Consider the following 18,770-nt stretch of genomic DNA (forward strand, 5'->3'; position numbering starts at 1 on the left):
AGAACTATGGAATAATAAATACAAAAATAGGGTAAAAAAGTATTATATCCTTTATAAAGGATGATATTCTATGAAAAAAAGAGATTTGTTACAAAAATGCAGTCTCTTAGGCCTGATTTTTTGGTCTGAATCAATAATATCTCATGCATATTTGGTCAATTTCTAATAAAAATGCATTTGTTCTACAAGAACCATGGAATAATGGTCCATTGCATAATAAATTAGGAAAAATGTTGAGAACAAAACAATGTGACTATAAAAGACTATATGAAAAATATGTAGGTCAGATGTATTCATATGGTAAGGCACTCGGTGTTGATGATGATGCGTTGTATGATCTGATTCATGATGTATTCCTACATTTTTTTGAACATCAGAATGAGATTGTTGATAATGATAATGTAAAATATTATCTTTTCCGGTGTTTAAAAAATCGAATGATTTCTGAAAAGCGAAAGGAAGTTACTATGGAAGATATCGATGAATCAGATGATTATCTGTTTTCTATAGCTGTGTCTGGACTGGATTATATAGAAGAAGAGGAGGAGCGAAAGGAAATTGCGGAACAAATTGAAAATATGTTATGCAGTCTTACGGGACGACAAAGAGAAGCCATTTATTTACGCTATATGCAAGAGTTAGAGTATGATGAAATTGCTGTATTACTGAATCTTACGACTAAGGGAACACGTAAATTAATATATCGCGCAATCGAACGTATGCGTGAGCAATATGGTCCTGTTTTATTTTATTTTTTTCTTTCCAATCATTTTTTTTCATTTTAATGGGGTCATATTTCTTCTTTGTGCGTATTTATTTAAATGAATACTCATAAAAGTAAGGAATGAGCGATAAACAAATACCAGAAATAGTACATCGATTGTTACATGACCACAGTTTTGTCATGTGGTGTATGGTACCGACCCAAGAGTTGGATATTAAATGGCATGCTTGGATAAAAGAACATTCGGAAAACCAACGGGCTATTGACGAAGCACGTTTAATATTAAGATCTGTACAGTTGAACGAGTATTCTATTCCGGATGAAAAATCAGAACAAATTTGGCTGAGGTTGCAAAACGAAATGCAGCAAAAGCGTTTTAAAAAGCGTAATCTATTTATGAGATATGCAGCGGCTTGTGCTGTTTTTGTAACAGTTAGTCTGGCAGGATACTGGTTAATGGATAGAGGTCTGTTTTCAGGAAATAATCTGATGACAGGTATCGGTATGGCTATTGACACGGTTCATACAGAGGTTACATTGATAACAAAGGATCAGAAAATTATAAATGTGGAGGACAATGCCTTGATCTCTTTCAACTCTGATGTAACGATGAAAAACTCTCAGAATGAAGGACTCATTGTAAAAAAAATTGAGACTGAAGGGATTGAAAAGAATATTGATGAGACAGTGATGAATACGTTGGTCGTACCCAAAGGGCGCCGTTCTTCATTATTATTGGCTGATGGTTCTAAAATTTGGATAAACTCAGGGAGTGTGTTGCGTTTCCCTTCCCGGTTTGATGGTGACGATCGTACTATCGAAGCGGAGGGGGAGATTTATATCGAGGTCGTAAAAAGTGGCAAACCTTTTCATGTGAAAACGGCTAATTTTACAGTCAATGTGTTGGGGACTAAATTCAATCTTTCTGTTTATGGTGACGAGCAGGCACAATCAGTGGTTTTAGTAGAAGGTAGCGTGATGGTTAACACAAAGGAAAAAGAAAATATACAATTAACTCCAAATCATAAGTTGACCCTTCAACCTGATAAACACGAAATTAATGAGGTAGATGTTTTAGACTATATCTCCTGGAAAGATGGCATACTTATTTTTAAAGGAGAAACAATGGAAAATATCCTGATGCGTTTAAGTCGTTACTATAATGTGCAAATTGAATGTGCTCCTGGTATTGCCCGGCGGACAAGTTCCGGTAAACTCGTCTTGTTTGATAACATAGAGCAGGTCATGGAAACTTTTTCAATGCTTTATAATGTTCATTATCGCTTTGAATCAAATACATTACTAATAGAATAATAACCTAAAAAGAATTGCCTATGGAATATAGAATATGAAAAACGCTTGAAATTAAAAGTCCGAACGATGGGCAAGATCGTCCGGACTTGTCAGAGATTTAAATTTTCCAATTAAAAATGAAAAACCTAAAGACATACAAATGTATGAAAAAAATCAGACATATTATTGTATTACTGCTGAGTATGGGTATAACCTGTGCTTATGCAAATAATGAGTCGTTTATTTCGATAGAACAAATACTGGAACAAAAACAGTCCACTATGCTGGACGTTCTTAAATTCATAGAGACCGAGACCGGTTATGTGTTTTTCTATTCCGATGAGATCAAAAGCGAGTTGAATAGAAAAGCGCAAACTGGAGTAGTGAAAGGTTCTATACAAGAAATTCTTAATCCGCTGTTTGAGAAGACAGAACTAACTTATCAGATAAATGGAAATCAGGTCGTGGTAAAAAGAAAAGCGATTTCTGGTCCTGCTTCTTTGCCTTCGGTTTCGCAAAAGAAGAGTATAACGGTAACTGGGGTTGTCAGCGATGCGACCGGTGAACCTTTGATTGGGGCGAATATCTGGTTGAAGAACAGTTCTGTTGGGGCTGTTACTGATATTGATGGTAAATACACGATTAAAGTTGACGGAGTTGGCGGAGTGTTGACCTTCTCTTATATGGGGATGAGGAGTGTCGATATCGCTGTAAATAATCAATCGACTATTAATGTGACATTGGAGTCGGATGATGAAGTGCTTGACGAAGTTGTGGTAGTAGGCTATGGGCGTCAAAAGAAAGAAAGTGTTGTCGGGGCTATATCTACCGTTGATGTTGCGAACCTGAAAGTACCAGGCGCTTCAATATCCAATGTTTTGGCCGGACAGTTAGCAGGTGTCGTGGCAATGAGCCGTTCGGGTGAACCCGGCAAAAACAGTGCAGCCGATTTTTATATTCGTGGCGTATCTTCTTTTAAAGGAAATTCGACTCCTTTAGTGTTGGTTGACGGTATTGAACGTGAACTGGATTTGGTTGATACAGACGATATTGCATCTTTTTCTATCTTGAAAGATGCTTCTGCTTCAGCAGTATATGGGGTACGTGGGGCAAATGGAGTCATCCTGATCACGACTAAAAAAGGAAACGTAGGAAAGCCTGTTATCAACGTACGTACTGAAGCCGGCATTACCAGTCCGACCAAAATGCCTAAAATGGTTAATTCTGCTCAATGGGCTGACTTGTATAATGATATTCAACCAGGTTATTATACGCCGGAAACGATAGAAATGTACCGCAACGGATCTGATCTGGATCTTTATCCAAATGTGAACTGGATTGATGCATTGTATAACGATCTGGCATCGAACCAGCGAGTAAACCTAAGTATTACAGGTGGTACGGAAATAGTTAAATACTATATTTCAGGATCATTTTATAATGAAAGTTCAATTTTTAAGAGTGCAGGCGATATATACGATTATAATTCATCGATTAATTATAATAAGTTTAATTTCAGGGCGAATGTTGATTTGGCTTTGACAAAGAGTACAACTTTGAATTTAAACCTTGCGAATATTTATGAGAAGTCTTTTGGTCCGGGTTTTGGCGATAATGATGATACTATTTGGCAATATACCTATTTAGTTTCTCCTAATGCTTTTCCTGTTCAGTATTCAGATGGTACAATTGCTGCGCCTTCCAGTGATTCTGGTTATAATCCTTGGAATATGCTTGTACACTCGGGCTATCGTCAACAATTCTGGAACTCTTCACAGTCGCTTGTCGGATTGACTCAGGATTTTGGGGTACTTTGGGAACCTTTGAAGGGATTGACCGGAAATTTCAAATTTTCATGGGATGCATGGAATACAACTATTCAGCGCCGTAGTAAAGAACCGACCCAATATCATGCCACAGGAAGGGATGAAGAGGGTAATCTGATTTTCGGTACTCCAATCCGTACGGGTAGTGGAGAGTTATCGTACGCAATCGGTCGTGACGGAACAATGACCACTTATATGGAGGCCTCTCTTAATTATGAACGCTTATTTAATGAAAAACACCGTTTGGGAGCACTGTTTTTATACAATCATAAAATACACACTCGCACACAGGAAGGTGATAAATTTAAATCATTGCCTTATAAGAACCAAGGTATTGCGGGACGTATGACGTATGCATTCAATGATACTTATTTTGCAGAAGTGAATGTCGGTTATAACGGTTCCGAGAACTTTGCGCGTGGGCATAGGTTCGGATTCTTTCCTGCTGGTGCGATCGGATGGATGATTTCTAATGAAAAGTGGTTTCAACCGCTGACAAAAGTGGTCGATATGCTTAAGCTGAAAGGATCATATGGTATTGTCGGAAATGATGATATCGGAGGACAACGTCGCTGGGTCTATGAATCGACAATTCTTGTAGGCAATGATGCTGGTGCTGGAAATTGGAACTATGGTTCTGCCGGAGGAAATGGAGGCGGAGGTATCCGAGTTGGTGATGTTGAGAATTTGACAGCATCATGGGAAGAGGCTCATAAACTTAATGTCGGAGCTGAATTTTCTTTATTTAATAAACTGCGTATTCAAGCAGATTATTTTTCAGAAAAGCGTACCGGCATTTTTCTGCAGCGTGCTGGTTTGCCTGCTATTGCAGGTTTATCCGTAATTCCTTATACGAATATTGGTGAAACAAAAAATCAAGGTTTTGACGGAACAATGGAATACTCACAGAAAATCGGACAAGTATTTCTGACCGGACGGGCTAATTTTACATATAATAGAAATGAATTGCTTAATAATGATGAGCCTGACTGGGAGTATAAATACCAAAACAGAATAGGAAAACCTTTTGGATCGGGTGGTGCTATGCAACCATTCGGACTTGTTGCACTTGGACTTTTTGAAAGCCAGGAAGATATTGATAATAGTCCAAAACAAACATTTGGTGAATATCGGGTCGGTGATATTAAATATCAGGATGTAAATGGTGATGGTGTAATTAACTCACAGGATCAGATAGCGATGGGATATACCAATTTACCTGAAATGATTTATGGTTTTGGTGCAACTGCTCAATGGAAGAATTGGGATGTGAATGTGTTTTTCCAGGGTGTTAATCATGTAAACTTCTTTTTAAGCGGATCAACCATAAAGACTCCTTTCGGTTCCGGAAATATGGAACGTGCCGCAATTAATGAGGATGTTTATAATAATGTATGGAGACCAGGTAATACCCCGGAACAAAATGCTGGAGCGATTTATCCCCGCCTGAGTTGGAGTGGATCGTCAGGTTCATCCAATAATGCCCAGACTTCTGACTGGTGGATGCGGGATGGCAGTTTTCTTCGTTTGAAAAACTTCGAAGTAGGATATACGATGCCGAAGAGCCTGATGAGTAAAACTTTTATTAAATCGGTTCGCTTCTATTTATCAGGAAATAACTTGCTTACATTCAGTAAATTTAAGTTATGGGACCCTGAAAAGGGGAATGGAGACGGTTCCGGCTATCCTCCGAACAGAGTAGTAACAGTTGGTTTTAATGCTAATTTTTAATCCTCTAAATAATTATGAATATGAAAATATCAATCATACAATCTTTTCAAATCATTTGTCTTCTGGTCGGAACCTCTTTTTTCGTATCTTGTGATGATTTTCTGGACAGACAGGAAGATGAAAAACTAACATTTGATAAAATCTGGGAAACCCGTAATAATACCAGAAGTTATTGGCTTAATTCGATGAGTTTTTTGCCGAATGATGCTGATGACTTTAATTATTCCCCTTGGTTAGGTGCATCTGATGAAGGATCGATTACTTATGACCGGGACACACGCTGGATCAATTTTGGCTCTTGGAATGCCAGTAGCGTTCCTTATTATAAAATGGATTTCTATTATAAAGGTATTCGTGAATGTAATATTTTTATGCAGAATGTCGACCGTTGTTCCGATCCTATTGTGACAAAGGAAGAACTGGCGCAATGGAAAGTACAAAGTCGATTCGCACGCGCTTATTATTATTTTATGATGATGCGTATTTATGGGCCGGTCTTCTTACTGGGGGATGAATTACTGGACTTTACAGCTTCAACTGAAGATCTTTACCGGCCACGTAATACATGGGATGAATGTGTGAATTATGTAGTGAGTGAAATGGAAGCCTGTATCAATGACCCGGCAATGGCTGAAAATTATTCGGATGCAGAAAAAGGATTGGCAACCAAAGGTGCTTGTCAGGCTCTTATCGCTCGTTTAAAACTTTATTCGGCGCGTGATCTGTTTAATGGAAATAAATTATATAGTTCCGTGATAAATCCGGTGACTGATAAATTCCCGGAATTATCAGGAGTACATTTATTTCCTCAGGAATACGATGCAAATAAATGGCTGGAAGCAGCTAAGGCTGCTAAAGTTTTGATTGATAATTCACTGTATAAATTATACCGTGCCGGCGACGGTTCTGACCCGTATGCAAATTATTATGGGATAACTCAGGAACATTGGAATTCTGAATTGATCTGGTCGACCGGTTATAAAGGCCGTTATACAATGGGCGTACATACAGTTCCGACCGGAATTTCCGGAACTGCTTATGGTGGCGTTGGCCCGACTCAGCAACAGGTGGATGCATATGCTATGTCTAACGGGCGTTATCCGATTTCCGGATATAGCGGAACAAATCCAGTTATTGATACACAATCCGGATATAGTGAAGATGAATTTGAAAAGACAACATGGGAATATCCGGCTTGGGGAGGTGCCGCAGCGTATGATTTGAATGCTCCGAACATGTATAAAGATCGTGAACCACGTTTCTATGTTTCTGTATTTTTCGGTGGAAATAAGTGGCACCATGGTAGTGGTATGACTTTGATTTCTTTTGCTAAAGGGGGGAATGGAAATAAATCGCATGATTATCCGAAATCCGGATATCTGATCAATCGTTTTTATGATCATACGCTTAACTCTGCCAGTGGTCAATGGGGAAATATAGTCTTTCCGACATTCCGTCTAGCCGAGATGTATCTCAACTTTATAGAATCGGTGCTCGAGTGTAAAAAACGAAATGTCGCTTTGCCTCGGGGTATGAAACACAAGCGATGGAGCTTTGGGGTGATCTACGTGACCGTGCCGGTTTGGCTTCGATTACTGATGTTTATCCTAATGCAACTACAGAAGAGTTGATCGAACTTTGCCGTCGTGAGCGTCGTATTGAACTCGCTTTTGAGAATCATCGTTATTTCGATACTCGTACATGGATGATTTCCAAGGAGGTTGATGGAGGACCGATATATGGTATGAATACGCAATTCCCCGGAAGTGGAGATGAGACTCCCGATGGTTTTTGGGAAAGGGTTGCTTTTGAAACACGTGTGTTTGAAGATAACCATTATCTGTATCCTTTTTCACAAAGAGAGTTGGATAGAAATAAATTGTTAACTCAGAATTATGGTTGGTAATTCTGATAATCTTAAAAGACATTGTTTATGAAGAATATATTAATAATATCATTCCTGTTTTCTTTAGGTGTGGCATTTACAGCCTGTGAAGATAATAAAGGTGAGTTTCTGAGTGATTATAGTACGATACTTTATTTCAGGAATAATGGTGAAATACTGGTTTCACTTTATAAAACAGGTGAGGATGGTGATTATCAATTGGTAATTAATAAATCAGGTTCTGATTTAGGAAGTATTACTGAAGTCGAGATCGAAGTATCGGATGATGTGTTGGCAAATTATAATGCTCAAAATGGTACTGGATATGTAAAACTGCCTGATAATTGTTATCAGATTGCAGAGGATAGAGTTGAGTTTGGAGCGGACAATTTGTATAAGCATGTAAATGTAGCGTTCAAAACTGATATTATTTTCAGTTTACCGGCAGAAGTAAAATATGCATTGCCTGTTTCTTTGAAAAACTCCAAAGATTCAATTAATGCAGAAAAAAGTCAGATGATTCTGGTTCCAACTGTATCGATCCCTTCTGTGTATTTCAGCCAAACGGGATATGTATCTAATTCTTTTACGGATGAAGGTGCTCAACAGGCTAAATTCACTTTACCGGTTACAATGCCATTAACAAATAAATGGACATTCGATTGTAAGGTTGAAGTTGACCAGGCATTATTGGATGAGTATAATAAGAAAAATGATACGAATTATTCATTGCTACCGAAAGATGCTTATATGTTGAGCGGGGATGGTGTTGTCGGATTTACACCTGATTCAAGTCTGGTAAATCTGGAAATTACGGTAGACCGTACAACACTGGAGTACGGTAATTATGTTCTGCCATTGCGACTGGCTAATTGTACACAGGAATATTTTGTTATTGATCCGGGTAAAAACGCATGTCTTTATGGTATTTCATATGTACCGGACGAAAGCAAATTGAAAAAAGTGGAATTGACAGCCGATATGCTTTCTTCAAATGCCGTTGAGCCGTCGGAAGGTTCATTGGCAAATCTGTTGGATGGAGATGTGGAAACTTACTTCCATTCTGCCTGGAGCGTTGCTGTGGAAGGTTCTCATTACCTTCAGGTTGCATTACCGGCAGAGACTACTGCGTTTAATTTCTATTATACGACACGTTCGGCAAATGGCAGTGCCGCACCGGCAAAGATCATTATTGAAGGTAGTCTGGATGGTGTATCTTTTAATAAGATAAGCACGCTGACCGACGGACTGCCGACTGGTGGTAAAGAAACTTATAATTCGAAGATTATGGTAGGAAAGCCGTTTAAGATTATTCGTTTCTCTGTTCCGGAAAATGCGACAGGAGGTAATTTCTTCGTATGGAGTGAATTTGGAATGAAGGTTTTCTAGACTTTATTTCCCAGACATAAGTCTTTTGTTATCAAAGGCGGAAGTATGGTTCATTAGATTCCATATTTCCGCTTTCTTTGTAATTGTTTTATAAAATAATCGAATATTGTAACTTGAAAAAGACTTATCCTTTCTTCTGCTTTTTATACTCCCTCGGCGACATCCCCATCATTTTACTGAACAGACGGGAGAAATAATAGGTATCTTCTATTCCTATCTTATAACAGATCTGGTTTACTTTCTATCCGAATATTTATATATACCGAATATTCTTTTTATTTTTGCCCCAGGAGGAGATGTTATAAATATGCCTGTAACCACGTTATTCAATAGTATATATGCACAATATTATGCCAAATCGTTCCGGTTTGCAAATTTGTATGTCCGGAATGATCTGGCTGCGGAAGATATTGTGACGGAATCGTTGCTCAAATTATGGGAAACGATGAAAAAAGAATCTGTGGAAAAACCACAGGCATTGTTATTGACTATTTTGAAGCATAAATCATTGGATTATTTGAAGGCGCGTGCTCACGAACAAGAGGCATTCGATGCTATGCAGGAGTGGCGCAGTCGTGAACTGGCAATTCGTATCTCGACTTTGGAGGCGTGCGATCCGGATTATATTTTTTCAGACGAGATACGTTCGATCATGGCTGATACGTTAAAAAAGCTTCCGGAGCAGACCCGGAGAATCTTTATTATGAGCCGTTTTGAGAATAAGTCGGGTAAAGAAATAGCCGACATATTGGGTATTACTGTTAAAGGAGTGGATTATCATATGGGCAAAGCCTTAAAAGCCTTGAGAATTTCGTTGAAAGATTATTTACCTATCCTCTATTTTCTGTTTTATTGATTTCCTGTTTTATCCGAAAGGAGAAAAAAGTTTCATTCGGATGGAAATTTTTTTTTCATTCGGGACTAGTGAACTTTCTCCGGTTGTCGTCTTATATATGTAAAGAGATAAAATATGGACGATAAACTATTGCAATTATATTTTGAAGGACGTACAACAGAGGAGCAATCACGTCTGATTACGGAATGGTTGGATGCTGATGCGGCAAACATGAAGCATTATCAGCAACTGTGCCGCTTGTATGAAATTGGTTTTTGGCATGAAAAACCGGAAACTGTCACACTGCCGTTGAAAGGAAAGTTCAGGTGGCGGAGTATTATGCGGGAGGTGGTGAAGATCACTGCTGTTTTTATGTTGGGATTTGCATTGAACTATTGGCTCAATCCAGATACGGAAGAAAATATTGCCATGCAAACCATACATGTCCCGGCAGGCCAAAATGCACAGTTGACTCTGGCGGATGGTTCAAAAGTCTGGCTGAATGCCGGGAGTACACTGAATTTCCCGACTCGCTTCGTTGAAGGAAAACGGCAGGTAACTTTGGTTGGAGAAGGTTTTTTTGAAGTAAAGGCCAATAAGGAAAAGCCGTTTATTGTTTCGACATCTACTTATGATGTTAAAGCTTTAGGTACATCTTTTAATGTACATGCTTATAATCAGTCAAAAGAATTTGAGACAGCATTGTTAACAGGGAAAGTCGAAATTTCAGATCGCATGACCAATCATTCCATATCCCTGACCCCGAACAACCGGGCTGTGATTGGAGATGATGGATTGTCGGTTATACCTATCGAAAGTGCGGACTATTTTTTGTGGCGTGAAGGTATTCTTTATTTTGATGAACCATTGACAGAAGTTCTGGAAAAGCTGGAATTATATTTCGATGTAAATATCCATGTGAATAATAAATCCGTATTGGAAAACAAGCGACATTGTACGGGTAAGTTCCGGACAAGGGATGGTCTGGATCATATTCTGAGTGTGCTGCAATTGACCAATCATTTTACTTATAAGAAAGACGAGGAAAAGAATCTGATAACTATTAACTGATTTTGATGTGTAACTTTTAAATTCTAATAGCCTATGATACAAACGTAAAGATATGAGAAAACCGGCAAGCGCTGCAACGCTTACCGGTTGTGGGTCAGAACCCCGAATTGGGAGATTTATCGAAGTACTAACTAATTATTAATTACAAAATTATGAATTATATTTTGTACAGGCAATCTATACTTAAATTTAAACATATATTTCGAATTATGAGAATCACTGTTGTTGCCTTATTTACTTGTATTTATACGCTTTTTGCGGTTGAAGCCGATTCGCAAAATGCGAAAGTATCCATACAGGCGAATGGTTTTTCCATCCAGAAAGTGATGCGCGAGATAGAGAGACAGACCGATTATTTGTTTGTGTATGACAAGAATGAAGTCGATGTAAATAGAAAAGTTTCAGTTGATGTGAATAATGAATCGGTATCAGAAGTTCTTAACAGAGTTTTTGAAGGTACAGGTGTATCTTATAAGGTGGTAGGTAAGAATATCACTTTAGTGAAAGGTGCTGTTGCCCCAGAAAATATGGTGAAACAACAAACCGGAAAGAAAGTAACGGGAACTGTTTTGGACCAGAATGGTGAACCGGTTATCGGTGCCAACGTGGTTGAGAAAGGAACTACGAATGGGACGATAACGGATGTAGATGGGAAGTTTAGTTTGGAAGTTTCAAATAATGCAATTCTTCTTGTTTCTTATATCGGGTATAATCCGATAGAGATACAAACGGGGAAGGACTCTGTTTTAGGGTCGTTATGAAAGAAGATACTCAGGCTCTGGATGAAGTTGTAGTTGTGGCCTATGGTACTCAGAAGAAAGTAAACTTGACTGCTGCCGTAGAATCGGTGGATAGTAAAGTTTTGGAGAATCGTCCGGTTAGGACTGCTACGGAAATGTTGGAAGGGGTTGTGCCTAACTTAAATATTTCGACAACTTCCGGTGCTCCCGATGCAAGTTCTTCTTTGAATATTCGAGGTTTTACGGGAATAAATACAAAAGGGGAGCCCCTTGTATTGGTAGATGGTGTAGAACAAGACATGGATTTTGTGAATCCCAACGATATAGAAACTATTTCCGTATTAAAAGATGCGGCAGCTTCTGCCATCTACGGTTCACGAGCTCCTTACGGTGTTGTTCTTATCACTACTAAAACAGGGGAAAAAGGCAAAAAAGCCTCTATACAATATTCCGGTACATATCAGATAAGCCAACCGTCTATGTTACCTAAATCTGCATCCTCTGTCGATTTTGCAAACATTCATAATCGTTCGTTCAGAAATAGTTTACAGGAAGGTCCCTATTCGGAAAATGTAATTCAGAAAATGCAGGATTACATCGATGGTAAACTGGCTACGTATAATGAGATTCAACCTAACGGCTGGTGGGGCGAACATTGGGATGCTTATGCTAATACGGATTATTACGATTATGCTTTTCGTGATGTAGCTCATAGTACGACGCACGATTTAAGTGTTTCAGGTGGAACAACCAAATCCTCTTATTATGCCGGTCTAGGGTATAACTACAAGCAAGGTATTTATAATTCGGATATAGATAAATACAAAAAATATTCAGCTATATTGAAGGTTGACACTGAAATAGCAGACTGGTTGTCGTTTAATATGAATACTCGTTATGTCCGTCAGGAAACGGTTCGTCCGAACTATAGAGGAGCCGATAGTTCTTCCAATTCTGATAGTAATTTCTTAAATAGCTTAGCTTATTTCCCCAATATACCAATTAAAAATCCGGATGGGTCATGGCATCGTCTCTCTGCTATGCCTGCTTTAACAGGAGCACAAGGACGTATGGATAAAACGATAGATGATTTTTGGTTATCTGGGGGATTGAAATTAACACCAGTCGAAGGACTGACGGTAAAAGGTGATTTTTCATGGAATATACAAAGTGCTTTGGATGACCGTTCCACACTGGTTGCTTATGTTGATGAACCAAATGGAGATAAAGTTCGTTCGGCACGTTCTTCTACGGTTGATAAATTGTGGAAAAAATCATACAGAAGTAATTATTACACAATGGATTTGACTGCCGACTATCATAAAGCGTTCGGAAAACATGATTTTAGCGTATTGGTAGGTTTACAAACGGAATACAAGCAAAATCATAATATGATAGGAACTCTCACCGGTTTATATACACAGAATATACCATCCTTTAATGTCTCATGGGGAGATAACATGAAGTTGACAGATGAAAAAAATCATTGGTCTACTATGGGTACATTCTTTAGGCTAAGTTATAATTATGACAGCCGCTATTTGTTGGATGTAAACGGACGTTATGACGCAGCTTCCAAATATCCTGCTGATACCCGTTGGGCTTTCTTCCCTTCCGTTTCTGCCGGTTGGAATATTGCTCGTGAAGCTTTTTGGCCAATCGAGCAAATATCAACGTTGAAAGTAACCGGTTCTTTCGGAAAACTGGGCGATCAAGCCGGGGGTAATTATTTATACATTCCGACTATGGGGACAGGTACTGTTGGTGGAATGGTGCTTGATGGCAATGCTCCCAAATATGTTTCTATGCCTGGAATTATTGCTAACCAGATAACATGGGCAAAACCACAAACATTAGGGTTCGGAGTGGAAGCTGCCGCTTTAGATAATAGACTGAGAGGTGAATATTATTGGTATCAGCGCACTGTTTACGACCAATTAGGACCGGCTAGTACTTTGCCGGAAGTTTTGGGAACCAATCCTCCGCAAACTAATAATGCCGTATCTGAAACAAGGGGGTGGGAAATGTCATTGTCATGGAGAGACCAAGCTTGTGTATTGGCCGGTTCTCCCTTGAATTATAACGTGCGGTTTATTTTATCTGATTATATAGGTTATGTTGTAAGTTATCCGAATAATGTAACAGGTTCGAGAAATTCATGGACTCCCGGACAAGTCTTCGGAAAATTGTATGGTTACCAATCTGCCGGAATTGCAACAGATAAAAACCAGTTACAGGGCAGTGTATTACCCGGTAATGGTTGGTATTATACCGGAGACTTGCTTTTTCAGGATTTGAACGGGGATGGACGTATTAATACCGGAACAGGGGGAACCTGGTATTCCATGGGCGATCTGAAAGAATTAGGATATACCTATCCCCGTATGAAGTATGCTATCAATCTCGGAATTGATTGGAAGAATATCTCTTTTTCCATGTTCCTTGACGGGGTGGGTAAAGAAGTCAGGTATATTAATAATTTCAATACATTCGGAGCGACGGGGAGTGCCTCTTCCCGAAGAATGTTCCAGCAGCATGTCGATTTAGCCTATTGGTCCGAATATTCAACAGGTGCATTTTTCCCCCGTGCATATACCGATAGCAAAAACTTTGCAAGTGCGAATAATCAATATATGATAGATTTGGCTCATTTGAGGATTAAAAATATCAGTCTGGGATATACGGTTCCGGCATCATTGATCAGCAAACTGAAGGTCAGCCGTCTGTCATTCAATTTAAGTGTTGAGAATTTAGGCTTTATCTACAATAAATCTTGGTTGGACTTGGATCCGCAAATGATTCGTCAGAGTGGTAACGGATATCCTATCCAAAGAACTTATTCTATAGGAGTTAAAGTCGGTATTTAATAACATAAAACGAAAGAATATGGAAACAGTAAAATATTATATTATGGGGTTGATTGGACTTTGTAGTCTGGCCGGATGTTCGGACTTTCTGGATCGTTACCCGCAAGATGCCATGAGTGACCAATCATTTTTTACCAGTGAAACAGACTTGGAGTATTATATGAACGGTCTGTATAATGAGAATATTATTCGGAAACAAAATGCTTATCGTTGGAACAGCTTGAATAATGCAAATGACGATGTTGTTGGCGGTAGTCCGGCGGATGCCCTAATGAAGCATTCGACATCGGGAGTGGCTAGTGAAAAGAATGATACTTGGAATAACTCTTATGATTATATCCGCAAAGCCAATTATTTTTTAGCAAACGCACACAAGGTTGGCAACATGTCTGCTGTAGGTAAGCATTTTCTTGGAGAAGGCTTTTATTGTAGGGCTGCCAAATATTTCGATTTGTTACAAACATTTGGTGGGGTACCTTATATAGATAAAGTATTAAATACCGAAAGTGAAGAGTTATATAAGCCACGTGATAGTCGCCAATTTGTTGCGGAACGTATAATTGCAGATTTGGATTCTGCCGTTATGTATCTACAGTGGAAAGGCGAAGGCAAAGCGAAGGCCGGTCGTATAAACAAAGAAGCTGCATTGGTTTTGCAAACCCGTGTTGCTCTTTACGAAGGGTCGTGGGAATATTATCATGGACGGAAAGGAACGAAGTTTCAGGTAAGTGGCCAAGATGGGACAACTTTTTTAAAAAAAGCTGTAGAAGCCGGTGAAATGTTGATACAAAAACATGGAGGCAACCTATATAAGGGTAGCGAAGGAAATGAGTATTTCGAATACTTCAATCAAATGGATTATTCCAATATTCCCGGAGCTTTTTTGTACAAATGTTATTCACGCTCTTTGGCTGTCATACAAACATGGTGCCGTTCTTATGCAGAAGGTATGGGAAGTCTTACTAAAAGTGCAGTTGATTCCTATTTAATGAGAGACGGGAAACCGGTAGAAATATCCAGTGTCATTTTCGATCCCAAATTGATGAATAGTTTGGCCGAAAATAAAGATCCACGTCTGGCTCAAACAATTTGGGTACCCCAAAAAGGACGTTTTTACGATTATTTGCCGACTATTCCCAATGCGTATAAAACAAAATATCCGGGTTTGATTCAAAATCAACAACGTAATCCATGTTACTCAGGATACCGGATATGGAAAGGGGTCTCTTTCGATGCTGCCGAATTTGATAACGGGGAGGTGGACGACCTGATCATACGTTACGAAGAGGGATTACTCAATTTTGCAGAAGCAAAAGCCATCTTGGGGACAATCACACAGGAGGATCTCAATAAATCGGTTAACTATATCCGTGCCAGAGTCGGCATGCCGGGCATGAACCTGTCGGAAATAAACAGTTGGAATATAGCATACAAGAAGCAGGAAGGATATGACACCGGAGCACCCAATATTGTCAATGAAATCCGCCGTGAACGCCGTGTAGAACTTATGTTGGAAGGGTTCCGGTTGGCAGATATCAAACGTTGGGCCATGTTTGACGATGTATTCAACGGATGGAAACCTGTTGGAGCGCACGCTCAGGAATATCTTGATTACTGGAATGATGCAGAAAAAGTATTAGCCGACGGTTTTGACTGGAAAAAACCGGAAGAAGTTCTCCTTGCTCAAGGAAAAAACTTCGATGCAATTGACGGATGGATTAACCCTCTCTACAAAAACGCAGATTTTAAAGCGAATAGCGGAAGAGGGTATTACATCGATCCGGACAGGGACTATCTGAGTTCTATCCCGAGAAGTGAAATTTTATTATATGAAGAAAAAGCCGGGGTTACGCTTGAACAGAACCCGGGATGGTATTGATAACTAATAAAGATAACAGTATGAAAAAGATATTATTTGCTTGTATCATTACATGTTCTACATTCCTTTTCTCTTGCGAACCGCGTATTGAAATGGATATGAGCCAATGGGGTGACCATGCTTACATTGATAATGTAGAAATAATAAAGTTGGAAACAGACGATGAGGTTAAATTGCAGGAATATTATCAGAACGAAACCCCGTTGGCTGTCACTGGAGTCCGCAATATCACGATTTCCAATGGAACGGCCGTTATTGATTCTGTTGATTTCGTGGCGAAGGTGAAGTTAAAAGCTGGTGAAGATTTGAAATATGCTGGATTCCGCATTTATCACAAAGGAACTTTAGTCGAACCTATCAACGGTACACCTAAAGCTGGTATCGTAACAGATCTGTCAGCCAAAGAGTTTACTTATCGTATCTCTTCTGCAGACGGTTCGAAACATGATTGGAAAATAGTTATTGAGTAACTCGATTGGTTATAGTGCAGTAACTCGATTGATTACTTCCCCTTAATTAATCGAGTTACCGCTCCTTAACGAACCTCGTTATAGGGCTGTAACGAGGTTCGTTACAAAATACACATCAAACATTCAATTAAACATCGTTTTATTATGAACAAATGTTCCTTTATAACCACTTCCCTTCTCCTTGCCGGAAGTATAAGCATGGAAGCACAACAAAAACAACCCAATATCGTCCTTTTTTTAGTAGATGACATGGGATGGCAAGATACTTCGCTGCCTTTTTGGAAAGAACAAACCGAATTGAACCGCCGTTACCATACTCCTAATATGGAACGGCTGGCTAAACAAGGAATGAAGTTTACCTCGGCTTATGCTTGCAGTGTAAGTTCCCCTTCGCGGGTGAGTTTATTCACAGGTATGAATGCTGCCCGACATAGAGTAACTAATTGGACACTTTATAAGAATCAGGAGGTAGACAGTAAACATCATTTGTTGGGTTATCCGGATTGGAATGTAAATGGTCTTTCTCCAGTTAAAGAAACAGAAAGAACTTGTTATGCTTTATCACTTGCACAAGCATTAAAAGATGGTGGATACTATACCATTCATTGCGGAAAAGCTCATTTCGGGGCCATCGGTACACCTGCGGAGAATCCGCTTGCCATCGGATTTGATGTGAATATCGCCGGACATGCCTGCGGAGGTCCCGGTTCTTATCTCGCTGAAGAAAATTATGGGAACAAACTGGTTGATGGCAAGAAAAGCGTGTGGGGAGTTCCCGGCCTTGAAAAATATCATGGAACCGATGTTTTCTTGACAGAAGCTCTTACGCGTGAAGCTATCGATCAGTTGGATAAACGGGAACAGGAAAAACCATTTTTCCTGTACATGTCACACTATGCAGTGCATGTTCCGGTTGCAAAAGATAAACGTTTCTACCAGAAATACTTAGATCTGGGTCTTGATGAAAAAGAAGCTGCCTACGCAGCATTGGTGGAAGGTATGGATAAAAGTTTAGGTGATTTGATGGATTATTTGGAAAAGAATAATTTGGACGAAAATACCATCATTCTTTTTATGTCAGACAACGGAGGATTGAGTGCGACTAACGCCTTGGGAGGGAAATTACATACCCATAATCGCCCGCTCAACAGTGGCAAAGGTTCGGCCTATGAGGGGGGTATCCGTGAACCGATGATTGTTTCATGGCCGGGAGTTGTCAAACCTGGGACATGTTGCGACGATTATCTGATCATAGAAGACTTTTATCCTACTTTGTTGGAAATGGCACAACTTAAAACTCCCGATGTCCCGCAAACGATAGACGGAAGAAGTTTTGTTCCTTTGCTCACAAGAAAAGGGCCTAACCCTAGTATAGGTAGATCGCTTTATTGGAATTTTCCAAATAATTGGGGACCAACAGGACCAGGTATCGGGGCTACTTGTACCATACGTAAAGGCGACTGGAAACTGATTTATTATTATGAAGATGCTCGGAAAGAGCTGTTCAATATTAGGAAAGATATCGGTGAAAAATATAATTTGGCCGGACAAGAACCTGAATTGGTTGAAACGTTATCCAAAGAGTTAGGTACTTATTTACGCGAAGTGAATGCACAACGGCCTTATTTTAAAGAAACCGGACGAGAAGCTCTTTGGCCAGATGAAACGGTTAAAGCAGAAGTAACGCTATCTGACAAAACAACTCCTGTCAGCGAAGATAACATCTTCCGCGATCCTGATTATTATAACTGGTGCAATTCTATTATAAAAGGGGACGATGGAAAGTATCATCTGTTTTATTCTCGTTGGGAACGTTCGAAAACATTTAATGCTTGGTTGACACATTCTAAAGTAGCCCATGCGATAGCCGACCGCCCGGAAGGACCTTACAAATATGTGAATACGGTTATCGATCTGGATAAAAAGCAATACAAAGCCGGAGATATGATAACCGCCCACAACCCTAAAATTAAATATTTTAATGGGAAATATTATCTCTATTTTTGTAGTACAAAAATGGAACGTGATGTAACAGACAAAGAAATGACAGAAACAGCCCG

At 39.3% G+C, this 18,770-nt stretch carries 10 protein-coding genes and 3 pseudogenes; 12 read left to right on the forward strand and 1 reads right to left on the reverse strand.

What is annotated here, in order from left to right; genetic code table 11:
* Positions 1-143: 143 nt before the first annotated feature.
* The 5 genes and pseudogenes from DXA15_RS11525 to DXA15_RS11545 all read left to right on the forward strand — a co-directional run bounded on the left by DXA15_RS11525 (position 144) and on the right by DXA15_RS11545 (position 8,848).
* The gene (locus DXA15_RS11525; protein ID WP_233567196.1) at positions 144-785 is read left to right on the forward strand and encodes an RNA polymerase sigma factor; all 642 of its coding nucleotides are present in this window, start codon (positions 144-146) and stop codon (positions 783-785) included.
* A 59-nt stretch (positions 786-844) separates the two neighbouring features.
* Positions 845-2,038 carry a FecR family protein gene (locus DXA15_RS11530; RefSeq protein WP_128134111.1) on the forward strand — a complete coding sequence of 398 codons (1,194 nt, stop codon included), beginning with the start codon at positions 845-847 and terminating at the stop codon, positions 2,036-2,038.
* A 143-nt stretch (positions 2,039-2,181) separates the two neighbouring features.
* The gene (locus DXA15_RS11535; protein ID WP_128134112.1) at positions 2,182-5,574 is read left to right on the forward strand and encodes a TonB-dependent receptor; all 3,393 of its coding nucleotides are present in this window, start codon (positions 2,182-2,184) and stop codon (positions 5,572-5,574) included.
* 20 nt (positions 5,575-5,594) lie between these two features.
* Positions 5,595-7,480, forward strand: a pseudogene (locus DXA15_RS11540) (RagB/SusD family nutrient uptake outer membrane protein).
* Between the two features lie 27 nt (positions 7,481-7,507).
* The gene (locus DXA15_RS11545) at positions 7,508-8,848 is read left to right on the forward strand and encodes a DUF1735 domain-containing protein (protein WP_128134113.1); all 1,341 of its coding nucleotides are present in this window, start codon (positions 7,508-7,510) and stop codon (positions 8,846-8,848) included.
* A 124-nt stretch (positions 8,849-8,972) separates the two neighbouring features.
* Here the strand turns inward: DXA15_RS11545 and DXA15_RS11550 are convergent.
* Positions 8,973-9,089 (reverse strand): annotated as a pseudogene (locus tag DXA15_RS11550) (helix-turn-helix domain-containing protein); the annotation flags it as partial.
* 66 nt (positions 9,090-9,155) lie between these two features.
* On the opposite strand from DXA15_RS11550, the gene DXA15_RS11555 reads away from it, so the two are divergent.
* From DXA15_RS11555 to DXA15_RS11585, 7 genes and pseudogenes are all read left to right on the forward strand, one after another.
* Positions 9,156-9,704, forward strand: a complete 549-nt coding sequence (locus tag DXA15_RS11555) for an RNA polymerase sigma-70 factor (RefSeq protein ID WP_122326698.1) — start codon at positions 9,156-9,158, stop codon at positions 9,702-9,704.
* Between the two features lie 114 nt (positions 9,705-9,818).
* Complete coding sequence (locus tag DXA15_RS11560) at positions 9,819-10,754, forward strand: FecR family protein (RefSeq protein WP_128134114.1); 936 nt, start codon at positions 9,819-9,821, stop codon at positions 10,752-10,754.
* A gap of 209 nt (positions 10,755-10,963) precedes the next feature.
* Positions 10,964-11,515 (forward strand): SusC/RagA family TonB-linked outer membrane protein, encoded by a 552-nt coding sequence (locus tag DXA15_RS11565; RefSeq protein WP_158579653.1) that lies wholly within the window; start codon positions 10,964-10,966, stop codon positions 11,513-11,515.
* Entirely contained in the window at positions 11,512-14,361 is a 2,850-nt protein-coding gene (locus DXA15_RS11570) for a SusC/RagA family TonB-linked outer membrane protein (protein WP_128134116.1), read from the forward strand. The genes DXA15_RS11565 and DXA15_RS11570 overlap by 4 nt, the downstream gene beginning before the upstream one ends.
* A 19-nt stretch (positions 14,362-14,380) precedes the next feature.
* Positions 14,381-16,240, forward strand: coding sequence for a RagB/SusD family nutrient uptake outer membrane protein (locus tag DXA15_RS11575; protein ID WP_128134117.1), 1,860 nt, complete (start codon positions 14,381-14,383; stop codon positions 16,238-16,240).
* A gap of 20 nt (positions 16,241-16,260) precedes the next feature.
* On the forward strand, positions 16,261-16,710 hold the full coding sequence (locus DXA15_RS11580; RefSeq protein WP_128134118.1) for a hypothetical protein: 450 nt from the start codon (positions 16,261-16,263) through the stop codon (positions 16,708-16,710).
* Positions 16,711-16,854: 144 nt separating this feature from the next.
* Positions 16,855-18,375, forward strand: a pseudogene (locus tag DXA15_RS11585) (sulfatase); the annotation flags it as partial.
* Positions 18,376-18,770 lie beyond the last annotated feature (395 nt).

Source organism: Parabacteroides sp. AM58-2XD (genome assembly GCF_003463685.1).
Classification (GTDB): domain Bacteria; phylum Bacteroidota; class Bacteroidia; order Bacteroidales; family Tannerellaceae; genus Parabacteroides; species Parabacteroides segnis.

Bases quoted from the DNA above. Each gene is read 5' to 3' on its own strand.
- DXA15_RS11525 (WP_233567196.1), top strand. From the start codon at position 144: ATGCATATTTGGTCAATTTCTAATAAAAATGCATTTGTTCTACAAGAA.
- DXA15_RS11530 (WP_128134111.1), top strand. From the start codon at position 845: ATGAGCGATAAACAAATACCAGAAATAGTACATCGATTGTTACATGAC.
- DXA15_RS11535 (WP_128134112.1), top strand. From the start codon at position 2,182: ATGAAAAAAATCAGACATATTATTGTATTACTGCTGAGTATGGGTATA.
- DXA15_RS11545 (WP_128134113.1), top strand. From the start codon at position 7,508: ATGAAGAATATATTAATAATATCATTCCTGTTTTCTTTAGGTGTGGCA.
- DXA15_RS11555 (WP_122326698.1), top strand. From the start codon at position 9,156: ATGCCTGTAACCACGTTATTCAATAGTATATATGCACAATATTATGCC.
- DXA15_RS11560 (WP_128134114.1), top strand. From the start codon at position 9,819: ATGGACGATAAACTATTGCAATTATATTTTGAAGGACGTACAACAGAG.
- DXA15_RS11565 (WP_158579653.1), top strand. From the start codon at position 10,964: ATGAGAATCACTGTTGTTGCCTTATTTACTTGTATTTATACGCTTTTT.
- DXA15_RS11570 (WP_128134116.1), top strand. From the start codon at position 11,512: ATGAAAGAAGATACTCAGGCTCTGGATGAAGTTGTAGTTGTGGCCTAT.
- DXA15_RS11575 (WP_128134117.1), top strand. From the start codon at position 14,381: ATGGAAACAGTAAAATATTATATTATGGGGTTGATTGGACTTTGTAGT.
- DXA15_RS11580 (WP_128134118.1), top strand. From the start codon at position 16,261: ATGAAAAAGATATTATTTGCTTGTATCATTACATGTTCTACATTCCTT.